Annotated in this window: 20 protein-coding genes; 8 read left to right on the forward strand and 12 right to left on the reverse strand. The window is 65.8% G+C overall.

The window, feature by feature from the left end:
• Nucleotides 1–72 precede the first annotated feature (72 nt).
• Nucleotides 73–1,251, reverse strand: coding sequence for an aromatic ring-hydroxylating oxygenase subunit alpha (locus tag ACOGXQ_RS03630; RefSeq protein WP_419946089.1), 1,179 nt, complete (start codon nucleotides 1,249–1,251; stop codon nucleotides 73–75).
• A gap of 76 nt (nucleotides 1,252–1,327) precedes the next feature.
• On the opposite strand from ACOGXQ_RS03630, the gene ACOGXQ_RS03635 reads away from it, so the two are divergent.
• Both ACOGXQ_RS03635 and msrB read left to right on the forward strand, forming a co-directional pair.
• Nucleotides 1,328–1,696 (forward strand): hypothetical protein, encoded by a 369-nt coding sequence (locus ACOGXQ_RS03635; protein ID WP_419946090.1) that lies wholly within the window; start codon nucleotides 1,328–1,330, stop codon nucleotides 1,694–1,696.
• Between the two features lie 28 nt (nucleotides 1,697–1,724).
• Nucleotides 1,725–2,153 carry a peptide-methionine (R)-S-oxide reductase MsrB gene (gene msrB / locus ACOGXQ_RS03640; RefSeq protein ID WP_419946091.1) on the forward strand — a complete coding sequence of 143 codons (429 nt, stop codon included), beginning with the start codon at nucleotides 1,725–1,727 and terminating at the stop codon, nucleotides 2,151–2,153.
• Between the two features lie 57 nt (nucleotides 2,154–2,210).
• On the opposite strand, the gene ACOGXQ_RS03645 is transcribed toward msrB, so the two are convergent.
• From ACOGXQ_RS03645 to ACOGXQ_RS03670, 6 genes are all read right to left on the reverse strand, one after another.
• Nucleotides 2,211–2,825, reverse strand: a complete 615-nt coding sequence (locus ACOGXQ_RS03645) for a MerR family transcriptional regulator (RefSeq protein ID WP_419946092.1) — start codon at nucleotides 2,823–2,825, stop codon at nucleotides 2,211–2,213.
• A 362-nt stretch (nucleotides 2,826–3,187) separates the two neighbouring features.
• Nucleotides 3,188–3,712 carry a bifunctional nuclease family protein gene (locus ACOGXQ_RS03650; RefSeq protein ID WP_419946093.1) on the reverse strand — a complete coding sequence of 175 codons (525 nt, stop codon included), beginning with the start codon at nucleotides 3,710–3,712 and terminating at the stop codon, nucleotides 3,188–3,190.
• Nucleotides 3,713–3,766: 54 nt separating this feature from the next.
• Nucleotides 3,767–4,834 carry a MerR family transcriptional regulator gene (locus ACOGXQ_RS03655; protein WP_419946094.1) on the reverse strand — a complete coding sequence of 356 codons (1,068 nt, stop codon included), beginning with the start codon at nucleotides 4,832–4,834 and terminating at the stop codon, nucleotides 3,767–3,769.
• Entirely contained in the window at nucleotides 4,831–5,283 is a 453-nt protein-coding gene (locus ACOGXQ_RS03660) for an FHA domain-containing protein (RefSeq protein ID WP_419946095.1), read from the reverse strand. The genes ACOGXQ_RS03655 and ACOGXQ_RS03660 overlap by 4 nt, the downstream gene beginning before the upstream one ends.
• A gap of 5 nt (nucleotides 5,284–5,288) precedes the next feature.
• Nucleotides 5,289–5,690, reverse strand: a complete 402-nt coding sequence (gcvH, locus tag ACOGXQ_RS03665) for a glycine cleavage system protein GcvH (protein WP_419946096.1) — start codon at nucleotides 5,688–5,690, stop codon at nucleotides 5,289–5,291.
• Nucleotides 5,691–5,714: 24 nt separating this feature from the next.
• Entirely contained in the window at nucleotides 5,715–6,326 is a 612-nt protein-coding gene (locus ACOGXQ_RS03670; protein ID WP_419946097.1) for a CDP-alcohol phosphatidyltransferase family protein, read from the reverse strand.
• Nucleotides 6,327–6,531: 205 nt separating this feature from the next.
• On the opposite strand from ACOGXQ_RS03670, the gene ACOGXQ_RS03675 reads away from it, so the two are divergent.
• Nucleotides 6,532–6,930 (forward strand): HIT family protein, encoded by a 399-nt coding sequence (locus ACOGXQ_RS03675; RefSeq protein ID WP_419946098.1) that lies wholly within the window; start codon nucleotides 6,532–6,534, stop codon nucleotides 6,928–6,930.
• 337 nt (nucleotides 6,931–7,267) lie between these two features.
• Here the strand turns inward: ACOGXQ_RS03675 and ACOGXQ_RS03680 are convergent, their stop codons facing one another.
• Nucleotides 7,268–8,005 carry an SOS response-associated peptidase gene (locus ACOGXQ_RS03680; RefSeq protein WP_419946099.1) on the reverse strand — a complete coding sequence of 246 codons (738 nt, stop codon included), beginning with the start codon at nucleotides 8,003–8,005 and terminating at the stop codon, nucleotides 7,268–7,270.
• A 135-nt stretch (nucleotides 8,006–8,140) separates the two neighbouring features.
• Between ACOGXQ_RS03680 and ACOGXQ_RS03685 the strand changes: the two genes are divergently transcribed.
• Nucleotides 8,141–8,314, forward strand: coding sequence for a hypothetical protein (locus ACOGXQ_RS03685; protein WP_419946100.1), 174 nt, complete (start codon nucleotides 8,141–8,143; stop codon nucleotides 8,312–8,314).
• Entirely contained in the window at nucleotides 8,304–11,921 is a 3,618-nt protein-coding gene (locus ACOGXQ_RS03690; protein WP_419946101.1) for a DEAD/DEAH box helicase family protein, read from the forward strand. Before ACOGXQ_RS03685 ends, ACOGXQ_RS03690 begins: the two co-directional genes overlap by 11 nt.
• 436 nt (nucleotides 11,922–12,357) lie before the next feature.
• Here ACOGXQ_RS03690 and ACOGXQ_RS03695 read toward each other — a convergent pair whose 3' ends face one another.
• The gene (locus ACOGXQ_RS03695; protein WP_419946102.1) at nucleotides 12,358–12,825 is read right to left on the reverse strand and encodes a hypothetical protein; all 468 of its coding nucleotides are present in this window, start codon (nucleotides 12,823–12,825) and stop codon (nucleotides 12,358–12,360) included.
• Between the two features lie 524 nt (nucleotides 12,826–13,349).
• Between ACOGXQ_RS03695 and ACOGXQ_RS03700 the strand changes: the two genes are divergently transcribed.
• From ACOGXQ_RS03700 to ACOGXQ_RS03710, 3 genes are read left to right on the forward strand one after another with little or no spacing between them, the layout of a single operon-like run.
• Entirely contained in the window at nucleotides 13,350–14,021 is a 672-nt protein-coding gene (locus ACOGXQ_RS03700) for a hypothetical protein (protein WP_419946103.1), read from the forward strand.
• Nucleotides 14,022–14,077: 56 nt separating this feature from the next.
• Nucleotides 14,078–14,455, forward strand: a complete 378-nt coding sequence (locus ACOGXQ_RS03705) for a transposase family protein (RefSeq protein ID WP_419946104.1) — start codon at nucleotides 14,078–14,080, stop codon at nucleotides 14,453–14,455.
• Between the two features lie 8 nt (nucleotides 14,456–14,463).
• On the forward strand, nucleotides 14,464–15,270 hold the full coding sequence (locus ACOGXQ_RS03710) for an ISL3 family transposase (RefSeq protein WP_419946105.1): 807 nt from the start codon (nucleotides 14,464–14,466) through the stop codon (nucleotides 15,268–15,270).
• A gap of 324 nt (nucleotides 15,271–15,594) precedes the next feature.
• Here the strand turns inward: ACOGXQ_RS03710 and ACOGXQ_RS03715 are convergent, their stop codons facing one another.
• From ACOGXQ_RS03715 to leuS, 3 genes are all read right to left on the reverse strand, one after another.
• Entirely contained in the window at nucleotides 15,595–15,681 is an 87-nt protein-coding gene (locus tag ACOGXQ_RS03715; RefSeq protein WP_419947333.1) for a hypothetical protein, read from the reverse strand.
• A 141-nt stretch (nucleotides 15,682–15,822) separates the two neighbouring features.
• Entirely contained in the window at nucleotides 15,823–17,505 is a 1,683-nt protein-coding gene (locus ACOGXQ_RS03720) for a thiamine pyrophosphate-binding protein (RefSeq protein ID WP_419946106.1), read from the reverse strand.
• 13 nt (nucleotides 17,506–17,518) lie between these two features.
• A complete protein-coding gene (leuS, locus tag ACOGXQ_RS03725) occupies nucleotides 17,519–20,446 on the reverse strand; it encodes a leucine--tRNA ligase (protein WP_419946107.1) in 2,928 nt (975 codons plus the stop codon).
• Nucleotides 20,447–20,486: the final 40 nt, after the last annotated feature.

Consider the following 20,486-nt stretch of genomic DNA (forward strand, 5'->3'; position numbering starts at 1 on the left):
CCAGCCAACGCCAGTATCTGCGTATCTGCGTATCTGCTCAGCAGGACTGCCCGCCGATGAGTTCGAGGCTGGCTACGGGGCCGGGCACAGCGGCAGCAGATCGTGACCCAACGCTGCCCGGTAGGTGTTGTGGAAGTGGTGCAGCGCCGGCTCGTTGCGCCCGAACACCACATAGCTGAGCGCCCCGCTGCTGGCTGAACGCTGCTGGCTGGCGCTCATCACGTAATCCTCGTCACGGATGACATTGCCGAAAGCCCGCGACGCTTCAGCCAGGAAATCGAACTCGGCGTCATCGCGAGCAATGCCTGGCCGCAGGTAGAAGGAGATCTGGCTGGTGTGACGGCCTGGCTCAGTCGGATGGGGATATGCCCGCACCAAGAACAGCACCTCACGGGACGGGATCAGCTGCACGTTCGGGAACAGCCAGTACACCGGCAGTCCGTACCGGGTGATATCCCACTCCGACGGCGGCCGCTCACGTGCGTCCTCGATGGCACGGCGGCACAGGATCAGCCGATGATGGCGCCCGAATTCGTCGTAGCACTGCACGTTGCCGTAGAAGTCGTTCGACAGCGTGTCCGAGTGCAGCACCGGGAAGTGGTACGTCTCTCCGAACGTGTCCATGGCGAGCTTCCAGTTGCAATCCACCTCATAGGCATCACAGCCCAGCCATTGCAGTTCGCCGAAATCCCACCCGGCGAAATCGGCTGCGAGCTCGTCGCCGAGCAGCGCATCGGGATCCAGCGCGCCGTCGGGCTGCGGATGCACCCACAACAAGCCGTAGCGCTCGACAGCCGGCAACTCCACCAGCCCCAGATCATCCCGGTCGAGCTCGCCGAAGTGATCCGACTTCGGCAGGCCGACCAGCGCGCCGTCGGCGTCGTAGGTCCAGTTGTGAAACGGGCAGGCGAATCGGCGCTTGCGTCCCCGCGGCTCGGTCTCGATGACGACGCCGCGGTGACGGCAGGCATTCACGAACGCCCGAAACCGGCCGCTGGGCGAGCGCACCAGCAGCAGCGGCGTGCCCAGATCGTCCTGGGTCATGAACGAGCCTGTATCGGGCAGGTCGCCTGACAGCCCGACCATCTGGGGGTGGGTGTCGAAGAACTCCCGCCGCTCGACGACTGCGAGTTCGCGATCGGTGTAGGCGGACGTGGCGTTGTACCGCACGCCGCCGGCATCCACATTGACACCTGAGTCGAGCCGCGCCAGCAGCGTCTTGATGTGGCTGACCTGTTCAGCGTGCTCCACAGCAGAAGTATGGCATCGTTGGCCGAGTCCTGCCCCGTGACATGTGGAATCCCGGCAGTTCAGTACGCTGCTCGCTGTGACAGATCGCCCCGGCGGCACGCCGTTCGCTCCGTTCGACGGCGTGCTGATGCTGCGGCTCGATACCGAGACGCCGGTGGGTGAGCAGACCTGCTACGTGACACCGTTCGTGACCGACGGCAGGCGGCTCTTCGTTTTCGACGAACCGGGCGACCGCAGCGACGCTCTGGAGGAAATGCTCGTCGGCAACCGCACAGCGATCAGCTCGACCGCAACGGGGGCACTGCGGGTCGGCGCCATCGGCGACCTGCCCACTCCAGCGGAGCAGGCATGGGCCCGCGATGCATGCTCGGCACGGTTCTCCTGCGACCAGGCGCTGCAGGATCTCGCCCAGCTCGGCGGCCTCGTCACCTTGCGACCAGCGTGAGGTCAGCCTTGTCACTACCGTGATGCCTATGACTGGGCAATCTGCGACTGGACGCGCTGTCACGTTCACCGAATCCGAGCTGCGCGAGCGGCTCACGCCGATGCAATTCCACGTCACCCAGGAAGCGGGCACCGAGCGCCCCTTCTCGGGCGATACATGGGACAACCACGACGACGGTGCGTACCACTGCGTCGTATGCGACGTCGCGCTGTTCAGCTCAGAGACGAAGTTCGAGAGCGGCTCGGGCTGGCCGAGCTTCTGGAAGCCGGTCTCTGACGATGCGGTGGACACTGAGGTCGACCGCACCTACGGCATGGTCCGCACCGAGGTGATGTGCATGGCCTGCGGTGCCCACCTAGGACACGTGTTTCCCGACGGCCCCCGGCCCACCGGCGATCGCTTCTGCATGAACTCCGCATCGCTGCAGTTCGTGCCGACTGACGACGAGCCGAGCTGAGGACACAGCGGCGTCGACGCGCGAGGCGACCTTGTCGAGGCCCGGTTCTTCGACGCCTTATTCGAGATCGAGGCTGACGAGATCGAGGCTGAGCTGGGTGGAGATGGGCTCGTCGGGGAACAGCCTCACCACGTCCGCGTAGAGTTCGCGGCGCACGCCTGCAACGGGCAGCACGGTGAGCATGGCCGCCTGACCTTGGCGCAGCAGGCTCAGCACTTGGTCTTCGTCCACCAGCAGCACATCGTCGCCGCTGATGACGATGTTGGCCGAGGAGACGTCTCCGCCGAGTTGGTCGCGCAGGTAGTCGAAAGCCTTGGCGATGGACTTCAGGTCGATGCCTTGGTCGCGCATCTTCTTCGCTATCTTCAGCTCGACGAGATCGCTGTAGGAGTAGCGTCGCCGCGATCCGCTGCCCGCCGCGTCGGCCAGCGACGACCGGATCAGGCCCTTGGTCGTCCAGTGGTCGAGCTGGCGGTACGAGATGCCGACAAGCTTTGCCGTGTGAGGCCCGGAGAAACCGTCAGTGGGCGAGCTGTTGCCGCCAGAGGTCGGCGTGCTGGAGCCGATCGGGGCGGGCGGAGTGCGAGCAGGCGCCGACTCCGCTGCCGATTCGCGCTCGCGGGTCTCGAGAACTTGGGCTGGAGATGAGAAGACAGGCTGTTCGTTCGCCATCGGGTGCTCCTTGTGGCCGCGAATCTCACACGGTGGACTACCGGCTTGTGATCTGTCGTTCACAAGAGCGTACGGGTCGGCGTCACCGAAGCGCAAGGGGCCACATCAAGGGTGTGTCGGGCGCATCGGAAGAGGCGTCGGCGTGAGCTGGGTCACCCTTGATCAGCAGATCGACAACGTCGGCACGGAGCACGCCGACAGTACGGTGCCATGATCGCTCCAGTGCGCCGCGCCGGTTCGGGTCCAGGCCGCCGACGAGGCTCGCCCCCGCAGCCAGGAGAAAGGCACCGAGATCAGGCCACGCCGACGACCGGGGCGTACGTGCCGCAACCGGTCTGCCCCGGCGGGCCGGTCGTCGGGTTTCACTCCGGATCGCTGGCCTCCGTCGCCGGCCCAAAGTCATCGGGTCGCACGTCGTCGAGGAATTGCTTGAACTCGTCGAGGAGCTCGTCCGGATCGACCTCGGCGGGCGCCTCCGGCGGCAGCTCGATGATCTGCCCCGCCTCGTCGAGCACGGTCTCGCTGGCGAAGATCGGGGTGTCAGTTCGCACGGCCAGTGCAACGGCATCGCTCGGGCGGGCGGAGATGGTGTGCGTGGTCGTGCCGATGGACACTTCCATTTCTGCAAAAAACGTCCGGTCACGCAGGTCGGTGACCGTGACCTTGACGAGCGTGGCACCGAGGACGTCCAGAATGGCAGTCATGAGATCGTGCGTCAGCGGTCTCGGCACCCGGATCTGCTCGATGCCGCGGTAGATGGCCTGCGCCTCAGGCGTGTCGATCACGACCGGCAGCACCCTCCCAGAACCGCTGGTCTCCCGCAACAGCAGCAGCGGACTCTGCGAAGGCATCTCCACCTGCACGCCAAGAAGTTCCATCTCGACCATGGAATGCACACTACTTCGGCCCTCGCGAGCCGTGAGCCGACCGCAGTGATGCCCTCAGGCCCAGTAGCGACGCAGCGTCTCGCCCATCACTTGGGCACGCAAGCGCTCGCACAACGCCACCAATCGGCCCAAGGAGCGCCGAGCGTCGTCGCTGGCCGTCGCTCCGCCGGCGTGGAGGACCGGCTGAATGCCCTGCTCGAACATGGCGGCATCGCGCGCCGCAGCATTGCGGATGACGCGCAAGTGGCGTGCCTCCAAGCCATACGTCGAGAACTCGCGCGCTATGCGTGCGATGAGCAACGTATCGCTGCCATAGCGGGGTTCAGGTGACTCGGGAGCGAGCGAGGCCTGGCCGGTGATGCCGGGCGGAGACATCTCGTCCTCCTCGCGGACGAGTAGCGCCAGCAACCCGAAATCAGTCAGCTCGGCCACCTCGGCAAGGCTCAGCCCACTCTCCGCGCTCAGCTCGGCTGCGCTGTAGGTCCGAGCGTCACCCGGCGTGCCCCATCGAAGCTGCTCTCTCAGGGCAGCCTCCGCCGCAAACGCGGCTGGGGGTCCGATCACCGCATCAGCGACGGGTCCATCGTCGGCAGCCGCCGGATCCTCGGGGCGGCTCGCGGCGCCTGCCGGCACGGCGATTTCCGTGCCGTCTGCTGATGCGCCTGAGGCGCCGCGCCGACGAGCAGGCCCTCCCGTGGCCGTGCCTGTTGTTTCCTGCTCTTGTTCCCGGTTTCGATTCGATACGGGCTCACGGGCCGCACGGGCCACGTCTTCGCCTGCTGACTCAGCCTCGCTGCCGGTCACACCGATGCCCCAGAGGTCAGCCAGGTGCTCGCCACGGTCGATGCGCTCGCCGATGATGCTGAGCGGCAGGTACTGATCGCGCTGGCGGGTGAGAATCCAGCGCAGCACCTCGATGTCGTGCGGCCCGAAGCTGCGGTATCCCCCGGGCGTGCGAGCCGGCGAGATGAGCTTTCGATCCTCGAGAAAGCGAATCTTGGAATCGGTCAGGTCGCTGAATTCCGGTCGCAGCAGGATCACGACCTCCCCGATCGACAGCCGTCCGGTGCCGACACGCGAAGGTGACGGCAGGGTCGGCCCAGCCTCGTCATCCGCACTCACAGCCCGACCGAGGACACCAGGTACAGCAGCTTGAACTTGCCGACCTGCAGTTCGTCGCCGCCCCGGAGCGAGATCTCGCCGTCGGTGCGAATCCCGTTGACATAGGTGCCGTTCAGCGAGCCGACATCGCGCAGGGTGTGCCCAGCTGGGCCGAACTCGAGCACCACATGGCGGCGCGAGACGGTGATGTCGTCGAGGAACACATCGCTGTCGGGGTGGCGACCGACCGTGACTCGATCGCCGCCCAGCTCGAAGCGTGTCCCGGATCGGTGCCCAGACGTCACCACCAGTTCGGCAACCCCGCTGTAGAGCGGAGCTTCGGTCGCGCCGACCGGCGAGAGCACCTCCGTCGGCGTGTCGGCAGACGGGTCCAAGCGCGTCCCGCAGCCAGAACAGAAGCGCGCATCGTCGGCGTTCGAATACCCGCACCTTCCGCAGGCGATGGCCACGGCGATCAGACGTCCTCGGTGGTCAGCGCCGCATAACCGTCGGCATCGAGAAGCGCAGCCATCTCAGCGTCGGCCCGCGCGGCGTCGTCAGTCGGCGCGATGACGCACATCCACCCGTCGCCATAGGGCGACTCATTGACGAGTTGCGGTTCGTCCTCCAGCGCGACGTTTGCCTCGATGACCTCACCAGAAATCGGCGCGTAGAGATCTTGGACGGTCTTGGTGGACTCAATCTCGCCCATCGGATCCGTTGCGGTCAACTGGGCGCCGATCTCCGGCAGGTCTACGTACACGACATCGCCCAGCGCATCCTGCGCAAAATCCGTGATGCCCACCTGCACCCCGCCGTCGCCAAGGCGCACCCATTCGTGATCGCTCGAATAGCGCAGCTCAGCAGGAATCTCCATTCCCGCGAAGCTAGCGGATAGGTGTCACACAGCCCGGGCGGCGCGTCCCTCGCGAACCGCTAGCAACGCCTGCGGCACGTAGCCGCACGCTGACCAGTAATGGATCGGCAATCCCGCGGCCACGAATACCCACGCGAGCACCCCGAACACGTCGGCAGCGGCGATATCGCTGGCGCCCGCGAGAAAGCTGGGCACGGCAAACATCATCAGGAACGTCCCAGTCTTGCCCCACCACGTCACGTCGATCTTGCGGGCCCCCGCCGCTGCCAGCACCAGTGCAGCGACCGCCACGCCGCCTTCTCGTACCAGGGCCAGCACGGCAATCCAAAGCGGCAGCGATCCGTCGACGATCATCACCACGAGCGCTACCAGCAGCAGCAGTCGATCGGCAGTGGGGTCCAGGATCTTGCCGAGTTCGGAGACTTGGTTGAATCGACGCGCCACCCAGCCGTCGACCCAGTCGGTGGCGCCGAGAGCACCGAGCAGCAACGCCGCTGCCCAGCGGTCCTCGGCGCCGAACACCAACCAGACGAACCACGGCAGGCAGCACAGCCGCCCGAAGCTGATCAGATTCGGCACGGTGAACGGCCGCCACCCCGGATCGGGCGTCGATGCCGCATCGGGACCGCCGTTCATCCGGCTCACAGTACCGACGCAAGCTCAGGCTCTTGGGATTCGCCCGTGCTCATCGCGCAGCTCCTCAAGGCATGCAGCAATAGGCAAGCCATTTCGTTGCCGCGCCTGTTGCTCTCCGCTCTAGTTCCCGATTCTCATGCGATTGGGTTCACGGCCGCTCGGGCCACGGCTTCGCCTGCCGGCTCAGCCTCATAGGCTGCGCGTGATGAGCACAGTGTTCACCAGGATCATCGAGGGCGAGCTGGGAGGCACATTCTTGTGGCAGGACGAGGAGTGCGTGGCGTTCCTGTCCATCAACCCGCTTGCACCGGGTCACACGCTCGTCGTCCCGATCACAGAGATCGACCACTGGCTGGACGTGCCCGCTGACCTTCAGGCGCACCTGTTCGATGTCGCCCGCCGCATCGGCGAGGCACAGATGCGGGCCCTGCGACCCGAGCGCATCGGCTTGGTGGTCGCCGGCTTCGAAGTCCCCCACTGCCACATTCACGTGTGCCCAGTGAACTCCATGGCCGACATGAACTTCGCTCGACCCCTCCCGATGGCCTCCACCGAGGAACTCGCCGGGCCCGCCGAAGCCATCCGCGCACAGCTCGGCGATTAGCCGCTGGGGCGCGCCAGTCCGAGCACACCGATCCGGCCGTCGGACTGCATTCGATCTGATGCACAACCTCAGACAGAGATGTGTGCAGTGAATACAATGCACACCAGTGCTAACTGCGGTGTGCATTATTGCTAATTCATCATGTTCACCCCGCTCACCGAGTCAGAAGTGGCGCAGCGCTTGACGGCGGTGCGGCAGCTCACGCACACCGCAGGTGCTGAGTCGGCCGCTCTGGGCTGAGCCGAGCCGCGCTCGACACGTTCGGTTGGAGTGCGCTGACTGCGCTCAGCAGAACCGAGCTGAGTGGGCCGCGCTCGGCTGAGCCGACGAATCCGGGCTAGAAGAGCTGCTCTGCGGGGGCTGGTTCGATGAGGCTGGCGTCGCGGTTGCGGGCATTGCCGACGGCACGGCCCACTCGGTGCGAGCGCAGGATCCCGTCCGCAGCGGGCAGGCACATGGCGGCGAGCTCCTCGATGTCCCCATTGGACGGATCGAGCCAGGCATCCCACGCCGAGCGCTCCAGCAGCACCGGCATGCGGTTGTGAATCGGCGCCATGAACTCGTTGGCCGAGGTGGTCAGCACCGTGGCCGAGTGCAGCACATTCTTCTGAGTGCCCCCAGCCGCGTCATCGGCCGCGCCGTCAGGCGGCGGCGACCAGCGCTCCCACAGGCCCGCCAAAGCGAGCATGCCACCGTCGGCTCGGGTGATGCAGTGCGGGAGCGGGCGCTCGCCGCGGGGTGTGCCCTTCGGGGCCTTGGGCCACTCGTAGAACCCGTCGGCAGGAACGATGCAGCGGCGCCGCTTGAACGCGCCACGGAACGAGTTCTTCGTTGCCGCCGTCTCGGACCGCGCATTGAACAGCGGCGGACCCTTCGTGGGATCGGCTGACCAGGCCGGTACCAGGCCCCACCGAAACGTCTCGATCCGACGGGCATCGTCGTTTCCCACAACAGCCACGATGTCGGTCGTGGGTGCCACGTTGTAGCTGCGAGGTGCATCGAAACCCGGCAGCGGGGCGTCGAAGTGCGCCGCAATCTGCTCGAGACTGGCTGCAGAGACAAACCTCCCGCACATGGGTCGAGCGTAGAACCGCTCAACGACCTGCCTCAGACGCGATCCAACAACGCACCAGAGCCTGGACCACGCAGCAGAGTGAAAATAATTTGAATTACATGTGACTACTCAAGATAATCCTGCAGTGTGGGTTTCATGGAGGATCTTTGGACAGCGATGCTCTCCGACGAGCACACCGAACTTGCCGAAGCGCTCGACTGTCTCGCCACCGACGAGGTCGCTTCGGGGATTGCCGCAGCCGAACTCGGACTGAGCCAGCAGTGCTTGAACAACGAGCCGGAAACGACTATGGACGCCGATGCTGAGTGAACCGCCCCGCGACGCAGTGGCGGCCGATGGCTCACCGAACCGGCCGCGGCATCCCGGGGTCGTCCGGCGACGTTGGTCCGGCAAGGCGCAGCATCGGTACTGTTCTGTGAATGCGCGCCATACCCCAGCCGTCCGTGAATTATCGATGAGCGCATCGGAATCCGCAGAGGACGGCGGGGTCGATCTTGTCGCGATGCTGGCGGAGCGGTACGAGTCACCGCAGGCCCGCGGTGCTGCGTTCGAACGGCTGATGCAGCGAGCGTTGCAGTGCCACCCCGATGTGTACGGGCCGCAGCGTTTCGCGCGGGTGTGGCGGTGGGCTGAGTGGCCCGAACGCGAAGCCCTTGGATACGGCGCTGATATCGGCATCGATCTCGTCGCCGAGCAGGCAGACGACGCCGGCGGAGGCTTGTGCGCGATCCAGACCAAGGCATACGCCACCGGCCGTGTCGACAAGGGCGCGGTGGATTCGTTCATCTCGGCTTCGGCCACAGACGACTTCACGGCGCGGCTGCTGGTACTGACCGCTCCTCCGACGGCGCAGGCCCGCTTGATGATCGAGAAGGCGTCGCCACGCTGTGAGGTGCTGCACCGCAGCGACTTGGAGTCATGGCCGGTCAATTGGGCCGAGTGTCTCGACGATCCGTTACGCCTGCGCTTCGCCGCAGAAGATCGCCATACGCCCAAGCCGTTCCAAGCTGACGCTGTGGCGAGGGTGGTCGCAGGATTCGCGGAGAACGACCGGGGCCGGCTCGTGCTGCCCTGCGGAACGGGAAAGTCGGTGGTGTCGCTGTGGGTTGCCGAGCAAATGGCCGGTATCGGCGGCCGTGTGCTGTATCTGGTGCCGTCGATCGCCTTGATGAACCAGACCATGCGCGAATGGGCAAGCCAGCGTGACCCCAGTGTCCCGCATCGTTACATCGGCGTCTGCTCGGACACCCGCGCCGGCCACACGTCAGAGGACGCGCCGCTGGTGGAGTTGGCGATGCCGGTCACGACAGATCCCGACCGCATCACAGCGCAACTGACGGCGACAGACACCAGCGCGATGACCGTGGTGTTCTGCACCTACCAGTCGCTGAGCCTCATTGCCGATGCCCAGTCAAGTGCGAGCCTGCTCGGCCCCGCGCCGGCATTCGACTTGGCGATCTGCGATGAAGCGCATCGCACCACGGGCATCGAGGAAACCGCCGCCCGCAAACCGGCCTCGGGCTCCCAGCGCACCGTCACGCCGTACTCGCTGATTCACGATCCCAGCCGGGTCCGCGTCGCCAAGCGGCTCTACATGACTGCGACCCCTCGGGTGTATACCGAATCGGCTCGCAGCCGGGTGCAGAAGGCCGCGGGCAGCTTCGACGTGTACTCGATGGACGACCCGGCGGTGTACGGCCCGGAGATGTACCGCATGTCGTTCGGCGACGCAGTGGAGGGCGGGCATCTCACCGATTACAAGGTGCTGGTCATCGCCGTGGCCGAAAACCCAGTGCTCGACGCCTACGACAACATCGCCATTGACGAAGAGCACCAGTTCAAGATTCACGACGCTGTGCGTTTCGCCGGATGCTGGGACGGCTTGGCCGATCCGACCACCACAACACCCGAGGACCGTGTCACCGGTGCCGTCAACCATGACTACGCGGCCCAGCGGGTGATCGCTTTCACCAACCGCATCCGCAATTCCCAACTCGTCGAGCGCTATTGGAACCCGGTCATCGAAGCGGTTGCTGGCGCCGTCCACGGTCGTCCCTCAAGTGAAGGCAACGGTGCCGCAGCCGAGTTGCTGGCCTGCGACATCCGCCATGTCGACGGCAACAAGAACGCGCTCGAACGCGCCGACACCATCGCATGGCTGCGAGCCGGCGACCCTGAAGGCGCCTGCCGGATCGTGACCAATGCCCGCTGCCTGAGCGAGGGCATCGACGTCCCCGCGCTGGACGCTGTGATCTTCCTCGAGCCGAAGCAATCGCAAGTGGACGTGATCCAAGCCGTCGGGCGGGTGATGCGCCGTGCCCCTCACAAGGACGTCGGCTACGTGATCCTCCCGGTGGTGGTGCCGTCGGGCACCAGCCTGCTGGACGACGCGGTGCTGAACGGCTCCGACTTCAAGGCCGTGTGGAAGGTGCTCAAGGCGTTGCGCTCTCACGATGAGCGGCTCGACGTGCTCATCAACACCGCCGATCTGACCGGCAAGCCGCCCATCACAGTGCTGCCAAGCGGGCTCTGCGGCACCTGCGGCAAAGCGGACAGCGACTGCGAGTGCGACCAGACCCGGCTCGACGACGCTGCGAGTGTGCGCGCGGGCCAGCAGCGACTGCCGTTCGAGCACGCCATCGCCTCGCAACTGGTGAAAGCCTGCGGCGACCGGCAGTACTGGGATCGCTGGGGCCGCGAGGTGGCGCGCATCACCGGCACCATCACCAGCCACATCCGGACGGCGGTCGGCGCCGACGCCGATCTGGCCGCCACCTTCGATCGGTTCGCCGAACAGATGCAGGCCACGGTGGGCGGCTCCGTGGCAGCCGGCGACCTCGCCGCCCTGGTCGCCCAGCATGTGGTGACGATGCCAGTGTTCGAGGCGCTGTTCGCCGGCAGCGGCTTCGCCGACCGCAACCCCGTCTCGAAAGCGCTCAATGAGCTGCTCGACGAATTCAAGGCCGCCGATGTCCGGCTGCGCGACGAAACCGCGGACTTGGATCGCTTCTACGACAGCGTCCGCAACCGTCTCTCCGGCGCAGCCGACTCGGATGCCCGGCTGAAGATCATGCTGGAGGTGTACGAGTCGTTCTTCAAGGAGGCCATGCCCGCGGAGATCACCCGCTTGGGGATCGTCTACACGCCCGTCGAGCTCGTGGACTTCAATCACCCCGTGTTTTGTAGAGACTCGGGTTGTTGTGTCACGGCGAGATCGAGCAGCCGCGCGTCGCGAACTTGGCGGTCGGCTTCCTCAACTTCGTCGACGACCGCATCGCGGGCTTCCGAGCAGTGTCGTTCGATCATGTCATCAGCGGTGACAGGATGTTCTGCGCCTGCCATCGCGAAGCACACGAAGCGATGCTCGCGGCGGTCACAGCCGAGGCGCCTTCCTTCGTTGCGGACTCCTGGCCTCATCGAGTGCTCACGCTGCTCAGGAACGCCGACTATGCCAGCGGCCTTTGCCACTTCTGCGTCGGCGAGCAGCACGGCGAGGACGCGATCGGGGACTGGTACGGGCCGCAGATCACACAGCACTACGGCCCCTACGTCGACCTGCTCGTGCGAAGAGACGGCATGGATGCGCGAACCGCCAGAGCCGAGGCGAAACGCCGGCTGTCGATCAGCCGATGGACCCGCGAGGACGAGCTGTACCGACTCGTCCAGCGGCTCTTCCCTGCGCGCACGATCCGCCGAGAAGCCTCACCACCATGGCTCGGCCGACAGCGCCTCGACATCTACCTGCCCGAACTCAACTTGGCCATCGAGCACCAAGGCGAACAGCACTACCGGCCCGTCGAAGCATTCGGCGGAACCGAAGCGTTCGCCAGCACCCAAGAACGCGACGAACGAAAACGCGCCCTGTGCGAACAAAATGGCGTCACCGTCGTCGACGTCCGATACGACGCACCCCTGACGCTCCCGAGCCTGCGAACCCGACTGCGACGCTGGCTCGACTGAGCGGCTGATCAAGCAGCGTGTACCGCAGAATCGCCGCTGCGGGTACACCAGCCAGCGGGGCGACCCGCGGTCGAGGGCCGTACGAATCGCGCGCGACTCCGGCCATGCTAGGCATGACCTTGCCTTCTGGCGAGTACGCGCTATACTGGAAGCCATAAACCACCCGGCCCTATAAGGGCCGGGTTTTCTTTGTCTGCGAGCCCAAGCCGTGCGGCTTCAGCGAGGATGTGTGTCGCAGCGGGTGCATCAGCCAGCGGGCTGGCTCGCGGTCAAGCGGCGAACGACTCTCGTGCTACTCCAAAGGCGCCCAGTATGGCCCTGCGTTGCTTCAGGTGAGCGCTATACTGCGAGTCACAAACCACCCGGCCCTATAAGGGCCGGGTTTTCTTTGTCTACCAGCTAGGCGGCTTCGCGTATCGGCCGACGGGATCAGGCAGCTGGCAGTTCGTGAAGTCTGTGGCCTGCAGCTGGGTCCACCAGTGGTTTCCGACTCCGTCGGTGGGACTACCCCTGAGATCACCAGCGAGCGCACGGCTGCTCGGGTTGACGGTTCCCACAGGAACACGCTGTCGGCACTCCCGAATCGGGAACCGCAGGTCGCTGTCGTTCGAGATCACTATCGCTGCATCGACACGTTGGCTCAGAACATCAAGCAGCAGCTGAGAGGCAAGGTTGACATCGGACCTCTTCTCCTCGCTGCGCAAATGCGACACCATGAAGACCGCATCGGGCACGTAGTCATCGGCGGCGTCCTTCACCTTGACCGGCCACTGAGATGTCACGAGCGTCGGCTTCTTGGACTTCGGATGCTCAAGCGCAAGCGGCGAACGCACGACTCGCGTCACGAACCTGCCCTTCATGATCTGATCCAATGACTGGTGGCTTCGCAACGCTGCGACATAGCGAACTTGGTGTTGTCTCCCATTGGAATTGGGGCGCCGAGCGATGAAAGCTGTGCAGTAGACGACTCGGTCCAGGACTGCGCCAAGTGCGGTCCATGACGGTTGACCGGAGATCATGTCCTCACAGAGCTTGCGCACATCTAGCCATCGCCAACCGGGCTGGCTAGGTCCGCAGATGGACCCGCCGCCATAGAACAAGTTCAGTCCATCGATGTAGGCGCCGACCCGCATTGGTCACCTCCGGTCTTGTTGTGCGTGGCACTTCATAGCGCAGCACATGCGTCGCGCGTGCAAGATGAGAGAGAACAAGTTCCGCTCAGCAAGCCGCACGGTGGTCTGCCGCACCACACAACATCACGCCGGCCATCCAGCGGTGGATGATTGCCGACACCATCGGCGCAATACGGCGGGTATGTGTATGAGCGTCAGCCGTAGGGTGGCTGCTTGCAGTCGGCTGGTGTTGTGTGACGTGGAGGAACGGCATGGCGAACCGCTTTGAGCCCGACGAGTGGCGGCAGATCAACGAGACGCTGAGCGGCGATCCGGCGCGTTACGGCTTCCCGCAGCGGACTGACGGTTCGGTGCTGGTCGGCTCGTTCAACATCCGCAAGCTCGGCGATCCTGAGAACCGCACTGACGGCGACTGGGAGTTCTTGGCTCGGGTGTGCGCGCAGTTCGATCTGCTTGCCATCCAGGAGGTCATGTCGGACCTCGGCGGGCTGCGGCGGCTGCGTGAGGGCATCGCCGCATGCGTCGACAGCAGCAGCGAGGGCTTCGCCGCGGTCGTGTCCGACGAGACCGGAGCATTCGCGGGCGAGCGCGGACTGCGGGAGCGTCTCGGGTTCATTTACCGCTGGCCCGCTGTGGAGCGCATGGAGATCGCCAGCGACCTCACCTACGACAGGTCCAAGACCATCGCGACCTTGGTCGACAACAGCGACGACATGATCGAGGCCCTCAGAGACGCCGGCGGCGACGCGGGCGAGTTCCATCCGCCGTTCTTCGTGACGTTCGCCCGCCAGCCCCACGCGGTCGCGTTCCGCATCCACACCGAGATGGCCCAAGGACCGTACGAGATCATGGCCGTCAACGCCCATCTCATCTGGCCCTTCGCGTTTTTGTGGGTTGAGGGTGGGTTGAGGGTCCTTGGGTAGGGGTCGAGGCCTTGCTGGGATCGGTGTTTGGAGACGCCGATCCCTGGAGGGCCTCGATGAATCGTGATGTTATGTCGGTGCGGCTGTGGCTGCCGCAGATTGTGGTGCTGGGGGTCGTCGCTGACGCGCCTGAGCGGCTGGTGGTGGGCGTGGCGTCGTCGGTGTCGCGTCCGCGTTGTCCGGGTTGCGGGGCGCGGTGCGGGCGGGTCCATGACCGGCGGGCCAAGCGGGTTCGGGACTTGGAGGTGTCGGGCCGGCCGGTGACGCTGGTGTGGGATCGGCGCAGGCTGGCTTGTGATGGGTGCGGGCGGCGGTTCTTGGAGGACCGTCGGGCGTTCGAGGGCCGCGTCGCGGCGCGTCTGGCGCGTCGGCTGGTGGCCGATGCCCGCGAGATGACCGTCAACGCTGTGGCGCGCCGTCATGGTGTGGGCTGACCGCGGTGATGGCGCTGGTGATCGCCTATGCGGGCCTGGTCGGCGAGCATCGCCGCCGTCGGCGGTGCCGGGTGCTGTTGGTGGACGAGACCTCGATCCGCGAACGGCATCGCTATGTGACGGTGCTGGTCAACGGCGACACCGGCGAGACCCTCGCGATGGTGCCTCACCGCAGCGAAGCAGCCCTGTCGGGCTTTCTGGCTGCTCAGGGGCATCGATGGCAAAAGGGCGTCAAGGTCGTCGTCTCGGACGGCTCGGCGGCCTATGCCGCAGCGATCGCCAAGCGGCTCGGCCACGCCCGCCACGTGCTGGACCGGTTCCACGTGATCCGATGGTTCGCGGCAGGGCTGACAGCGGTGCGGCGCGACGTCCAGCGCCGCCCGGAGGGCTCAAAGCCCGCGTTCGACCCCGCAGTGTTCCGAGCCAGGTTCCTGCTCATGAAACGGCCCGACACCCTCGACAACGCCGAGCGGGCACGCCTCGAGGGTCTGTTCGAGACCCACCCGAGGCTCAAGGCAGCCTGGGACGCGCTCGGCGAGCTGCACGGCCTCTATCTCGCCAAGGACCGCAAAGGCGCCCTCGAAGCCCTCGACCGGTCCGCCGACATCTACGACACCGGCCAGATCCCCGAGTTCAGCAGTGTCGTTGACACCTTCCTCGCATGGCATGAGCAAATCCTCGACTGGCACCAAGCCGGCCAGCCCAGCAACGGACGCATCGAAGGCACCAACAACCTGCTCCAAGTCCTACGACGCCAAGCCCACGGCTTCACCAACCACGCCAACTTCGAAGCCCGCGGCATACTCATAGCCTGAACCCGCCGATCCCAGCAGCCCCATCCCACGTTTTCGCGAAGGCTCAGATCTTCGGAAGATGGAGGCTGGCACCATTACCTGGTTTCGCGATGGCCTCGTACACAAGCTGAGGGGCGTTCGAGGGCGCTACGAGATGCGGTGGGCTGAGAACGGCCGAGCCATCTTCTCCTTCGGGAGCGCACAGCAACCCGGCCTCGTGCACATTCACTGGCACCGCTGCGGCACCCACGACATCCTGCCGTGACCGCTTCCGCCGAGATCAGCATCCCCGCCGCACGAAGGCGCGAACGCTCAGGAGGGAATCACCGACAGCGAGCCGCCAGATCAGCCGTCGTCTTCGAATTCCGACCGGGGCACACCTGACTGACGGATTATCGACAGCAGCGTCCCGGTGCGCAACTCCTTGTGCATCGGCACGGGGACCGTCACTGATCCGTCGGCGCCGAGCTTCTGCACAGAATACGTCCGCAAGCAACCATCGGCGGCGACGAATTTCGATTGCTGACGTACCCGCTGTTCCGACAGGTTGCAACAGCGGTCCGCGTGCGGGACTCAGACGTAGGTGGAGCCCTTCATGGCGCCACGATCCTGGCGGATCTCGACGTTCACCAATGCAGGCAGGCCCGAATCGAAGGCTCGCTGAAGCGCAGGTGCAATCTGGTCGGGCTCGGTCACATGCTCGCCGTGGCCGCCCATGGCCTCGACCACCTTGTCGTAGCGGGTGTAGTTGAGCTCGGTGGCCACCACCCTCTCTTGGCCGTAGAGGCTTGCCTGGGGACGCAGCATCTGACCCCACGCTGCGTCGTTGCCCACGACTCCCACGATGGGCAGCCCGAAGCGCACCGCGGTGTCGTATTCGAAGCCGTTCAGCCCGAACGAGCCGTCGCCGTAGACAATCAGCACCCGCTTCGACGGGTGCGCCTTCTGCGCCGCGAGGGCGAACGGCATTCCCACGCCGAGGGTTCCGAGCGGTCCCGGATCCATCCAGGTGCCGCGCCTGGGCACCCGGATCACCTTGGACGCCTGCGCCACGATGTCGCCGCCGTCGCCGATCACGATCATGTCGTCGGTGACGACATCGGCGATCTCGCGGCACAGCCGCAGTGGATCGATCGGCACCTCGTCGCTGTTGAGCTCGGCACCGCGTGCCTCATCCAGCTCGGCCTCATGCGCCGCGAGCGCGGCGAGATGCGCCGATGCGTCCACCGTGATACCGGTCGACTTGAACATCTCCAGCAGCGCTTCGAAGTTGGCGCCCAGATTGCCGACCAGTCCCACCTCGGCGGCGCGGTTCTGGCCGATGAGCGTCTCGTCCAAGTCGAGCTGCACGATGCAGGCGCCGGCTGGGATGGCACGGCCGAACTTCATGCGAAAGTCGAGGGGCGTGCCGGCCAGGATGACCACGTCAGCGGCAGCGAGCGCCTCAGCCCGTGTCAACGACAGGAACGAGGGGTGGTCCCAGTTGATCTCCCCACGCGCCATGCCGTTCACGTAACACGGGATGGCCGTGGCATCCAGGAATGCCGCCAGTGCGCCGCCGCCCTCGCTCCATTTCAGCGACGTGCCGGCCATCACCACAGGTGTGCGCGCACCGGCAATGATCTCTGCCGCCTGGGCGAGCGCATCGGGAGATGCAGCTGAGGCGACCCGGTAGTCGCGGAACTGAGGCATCTGGGTGGCGTCGAGGTCCACCTTGCCGTGCAGCACGTCCATCGGAATCTCCAGGAAGGACGGTCCGGGCACACCGCTGAGTGCCGTGCGCACGGCCAGCTCGATGTACTCGGCAATACGACGGGTTTCCCCGCACGCGCCCGACCACTTCGTCACCGGCCGCATGAGCGACACATGATCCATCTCCTGCAGCGAGCCACGACCGGCGTGCTTGAAGGGGCCCTGACCGCCGAACACCAAGATCGGCGAGTTGGCCCGCCAGGCATTCGCGACTCCGGTTACGCCGTCAGTCACTCCCGGACCCGCGGTGAGGATGGCCACGCCCACCTTGCCCGGATGCAGCCGGGCCCACGCATCGGCGGCATGGGTGGCCGCCTGCTCATGGCGGACATCGACAACCTCGATGCCCTCGTCAAGACAACCGTCATAGATGCCCATGACGTGCCCGCCCGACAGCGTGAACACGCACTCCACCCCGGCCGCCTTGAGTGCCTTCGCGGCCAGCTTGCCGCCGTGGGTCTCGGTGGCCGTCACGCCCAGCGAGCGCCGTTCCTTGTCGCTCATGCCATTCTTCCCCTCATGCGAGCACGATGTTCACCAGCTTGCCCGGTACGGTCACGACGCGCCGGATGTCGGAACCGGCGGTGAGCTGGGCGATGCGGTCATCGGCCTTCGCAGCGGCCTCGAGATCGTCCGGCGAGATGCCGGCGTCCACCGTGATCCGGCTGCGGACCTTGCCGTTCACCTGCACGGGCACTTCAATGACCTCGGCGACCAGCATGGCGGGATCCGCCTGCGGGAACGGCGCATAGACAACGGTGGTGTCATTGCCGAGCTTGGACCACAGCTCCTCGGCCACATGCGGCACCAGCGGCGACAGCAGGCGGACCAGCACATCAGCCACCCAACGGGGAGTCAGATCGCCCCGGCGGGTCAGCTCGTTGTTCAGTTCGGTGATGCGTGCGATCGCCGAGTTGAATCGCAGGTCCGACATGGCGTCGGTGACCGACGCGATGGTCCGGTGCACCCATCGCTGCAGATCGATGTCGGGCTCCGCATCGGCGACTGTCAGCTCGCCGGTCTGCTCGTCGACCAGGTTTCGCCACACGCGCTGCAGCAGCCGGTGCGAGCCGATCACCGAATGGGTCTCCCAGGGCCGACCCTGGTCCAGCGGGCCCATGAACATCTCGTAGGTCCGCAGCGTGTCAGCCCCATACGCGCTGTAGATGTCGTCTGGCGTCACCGCGTTGCGCAGCGACTTGCCCATCTTGCCGAAGTGCCGGGTGACCTCGACATCACCCCAGAAGAACTCCCCGTCCCGCTCGGCGACCTCGGACGCCTCGACGTAGACGCCACGGCTGTCCTGGTACGCAGCCGCCTGGATATAGCCCTGGTTGTACAGCCGGCCGAACGGCTCGGGACCCGACACATGGCCCAAGTCGAAGAGCACCTTGTGCCAGAAACGGGAGTACAGCAGGTGCAGCACGGCGTGCTCGACGCCGCCCACATACAGGTCGACGCCCCCGACCCCGCCGTCGGGGTCCGCCATCCAGTACCGCTCCACCTCGGGGTCCACCAAGACCTCGTCGTTGGTCGGATCGAGGTAGCGCAGGTAGTACCAGCACGAACCGGCCCACTGCGGCATCGTGCTCAGCTCGCGGCGGTAGGTGCGCTCGCCGTCGCCCAAGTCGTAGGCGGCGGTGACCCACTCGGTGGCACGCCCAAGCGGCGGCTCGGGTTCGGACGACTCGTCGAGCGCCCGGGGCGCCCAGTCGATGAGCTCGGGGAGCTCCACCGGCAGATCGCTCTCGGGCACCGCCAACGCCAAGCCGGTCTCGTCGAACACGATCGGGAACGGCTCGCCCCAGTAGCGCTGCCGGCTGAACAGCCAATCCCGCAGCTTGTAGGTGACCGTGCGGCGGCCGCAGCCATGGGATTCCAGCCAGTCGCAGATCGTCTCCTTGGCTTCGGCCATCCCCAAGCCGTTGAGAAAGCCGCTGTTGACGGCCAGACCCTCGCCGTCGTACGCCTCACCGTCGAAATCCGGCGGCGGCTGGACAGTACGCATGATCGGCAGCCCGAACTTCACCGAGAAGTCCCAGTCGCGCTGGTCCTCGCCCGGCACCGACATGACCGCACCGGTTCCGTAGTCGATCAGCACGTAGTCGGCGACGAACACCGGCACTGCGTCACCGGTGGTAGGCACCATGCAGTTCACGCCCAGCCACACGCCCGTCTTGTCGCGCTCTGTCTGGCGCTGCAAGTCGGTCATCGAGGCCGCCTGGGCCCGGTAGGCGTCGAGGGCCTCGCGAGGCGTGGCCGCACCGCCGGTCCAGCGTGGATCGGTCCCCGGTGGCCACTCATCGGCGACGAGGCTGTCCACGAGGGGATGCTCAGGCGCCAGCAGCATGGCCGTGGTGCCGCAGATCGTGTCGGGGCGGGTGGTGAAGACCTCGATGACTGGGTCTGATTCAACTGGGTCTGATTCCGCCGGATCCGGTCTGCTCGGGCCTGCGTTGCCGACGTCGACCGCAAAGCTGATGAATGCTCCCTCGCTGCGGCCGATCCAGTTGCGCTGCATGATCTTGACGCTCTCGGGCCAGTTCACCCGGTCGAGGTCGGCGAGCAGCCGGTCGGCGTACGCCGTGATGCGCATCATCCACTGCTTCATCGGGCGGCGGAAGACGGGATGATTGCCGCGGTCGGACCTGCCCTCGTTGGTGACTTCTTCGTTGGCCAGCACCGTGCCCAAGGCGGGGCACCAGTTGACCGGTGCTTCTCCCAAGTAGGCGAGGCGATGCCTGTCCAATTCCAAGCGTCGTTCGACGTCGCTCATCTCGGCCCACACGGCACCGCTGGCGGTGGCCTTGCGCCCAGTCTCGAACTGCTCGATCAGCTCGCTGATGGGCCGCGCCCGGTCGGATTCAGTGTCGTACCAGGAGTTGAAGATCTGCAGGAAGATCCACTGTGTCCAGCGGTAGTACTCGACGTCGGTCGTGGCCAACGACCGCTGGTCGTCATGCCCGAGTCCCAGCCGAGCCAGCTGGCGCGACATGTTGGCGATGTTCTGCTCGGTGTTGACACGGGGATGCTCACCGGTCTGGCGAGCATGCTCCTCGGCAGGCAGGCCGAACGCGTCGTAGCCCATGGGATGCAGCACCGCCCAGCCGCACATGCGCTTGAACCGTGCGTATACATCGGTGCCGATGTAGCCCAGCGGGTGCCCGACATGCAGCCCCGTACCCGACGGGTACGGGAACATGTCCATGATGAAGAGCTTCGGCCCTCGTGGGGTCGAAGCCATCGGACTCAGGTACTGACCAGCGGGGGAATCCGCCGGCGATCCACTCGGATTGGGTGTGCGATACGTCCCGTCCGCTCGCCAGCGCTCCTGCCAGCGCAGCTCGATCTCGTTCGCCATCTCGGCGTTGTAGCGGTACGGCGGCAGCTCGCTCGCCGCATCTGACTGCGCGTCAGCGCCATCGGCCGATGCGGGGGCAGACATGGGGGAAAGGATGCCACGGACGCCCCGAAATCACTTCGGT

This window comes from Candidatus Poriferisodalis sp., from assembly GCF_965208485.1.
Lineage (GTDB): Bacteria > Actinomycetota > Acidimicrobiia > Acidimicrobiales > Poriferisodalaceae > Poriferisodalis.

What these genes read in the sequence shown, in the direction of transcription:
- msrB (WP_419946091.1), top strand. Translation starts at nt 1,725, where the DNA reads ATGACTGGGCAATCTGCGACTGGACGCGCTGTCACGTTCACCGAATCC.
- ACOGXQ_RS03645 (WP_419946092.1), bottom strand. Translation starts at nt 2,825, where the DNA reads ATGGCGAACGAACAGCCTGTCTTCTCATCTCCAGCCCAAGTTCTCGAG.
- ACOGXQ_RS03650 (WP_419946093.1), bottom strand. Translation starts at nt 3,712, where the DNA reads ATGGTCGAGATGGAACTTCTTGGCGTGCAGGTGGAGATGCCTTCGCAG.
- gcvH (WP_419946096.1), bottom strand. Translation starts at nt 5,690, where the DNA reads ATGGAGATTCCTGCTGAGCTGCGCTATTCGAGCGATCACGAATGGGTG.
- ACOGXQ_RS03670 (WP_419946097.1), bottom strand. Translation starts at nt 6,326, where the DNA reads ATGAACGGCGGTCCCGATGCGGCATCGACGCCCGATCCGGGGTGGCGG.
- ACOGXQ_RS03675 (WP_419946098.1), top strand. Translation starts at nt 6,532, where the DNA reads ATGAGCACAGTGTTCACCAGGATCATCGAGGGCGAGCTGGGAGGCACA.
- ACOGXQ_RS03680 (WP_419946099.1), bottom strand. Translation starts at nt 8,005, where the DNA reads ATGTGCGGGAGGTTTGTCTCTGCAGCCAGTCTCGAGCAGATTGCGGCG.
- ACOGXQ_RS03685 (WP_419946100.1), top strand. Translation starts at nt 8,141, where the DNA reads ATGGAGGATCTTTGGACAGCGATGCTCTCCGACGAGCACACCGAACTT.
- ACOGXQ_RS03690 (WP_419946101.1), top strand. Translation starts at nt 8,304, where the DNA reads ATGCTGAGTGAACCGCCCCGCGACGCAGTGGCGGCCGATGGCTCACCG.
- ACOGXQ_RS03695 (WP_419946102.1), bottom strand. Translation starts at nt 12,825, where the DNA reads ATGAAGGGCAGGTTCGTGACGCGAGTCGTGCGTTCGCCGCTTGCGCTT.
- ACOGXQ_RS03700 (WP_419946103.1), top strand. Translation starts at nt 13,350, where the DNA reads ATGGCGAACCGCTTTGAGCCCGACGAGTGGCGGCAGATCAACGAGACG.
- ACOGXQ_RS03705 (WP_419946104.1), top strand. Translation starts at nt 14,078, where the DNA reads ATGAATCGTGATGTTATGTCGGTGCGGCTGTGGCTGCCGCAGATTGTG.
- ACOGXQ_RS03710 (WP_419946105.1), top strand. Translation starts at nt 14,464, where the DNA reads ATGGCGCTGGTGATCGCCTATGCGGGCCTGGTCGGCGAGCATCGCCGC.
- ACOGXQ_RS03715 (WP_419947333.1), bottom strand. Translation starts at nt 15,681, where the DNA reads ATGCACAAGGAGTTGCGCACCGGGACGCTGCTGTCGATAATCCGTCAG.
- ACOGXQ_RS03720 (WP_419946106.1), bottom strand. Translation starts at nt 17,505, where the DNA reads ATGAGCGACAAGGAACGGCGCTCGCTGGGCGTGACGGCCACCGAGACC.
- leuS (WP_419946107.1), bottom strand. Translation starts at nt 20,446, where the DNA reads ATGTCTGCCCCCGCATCGGCCGATGGCGCTGACGCGCAGTCAGATGCG.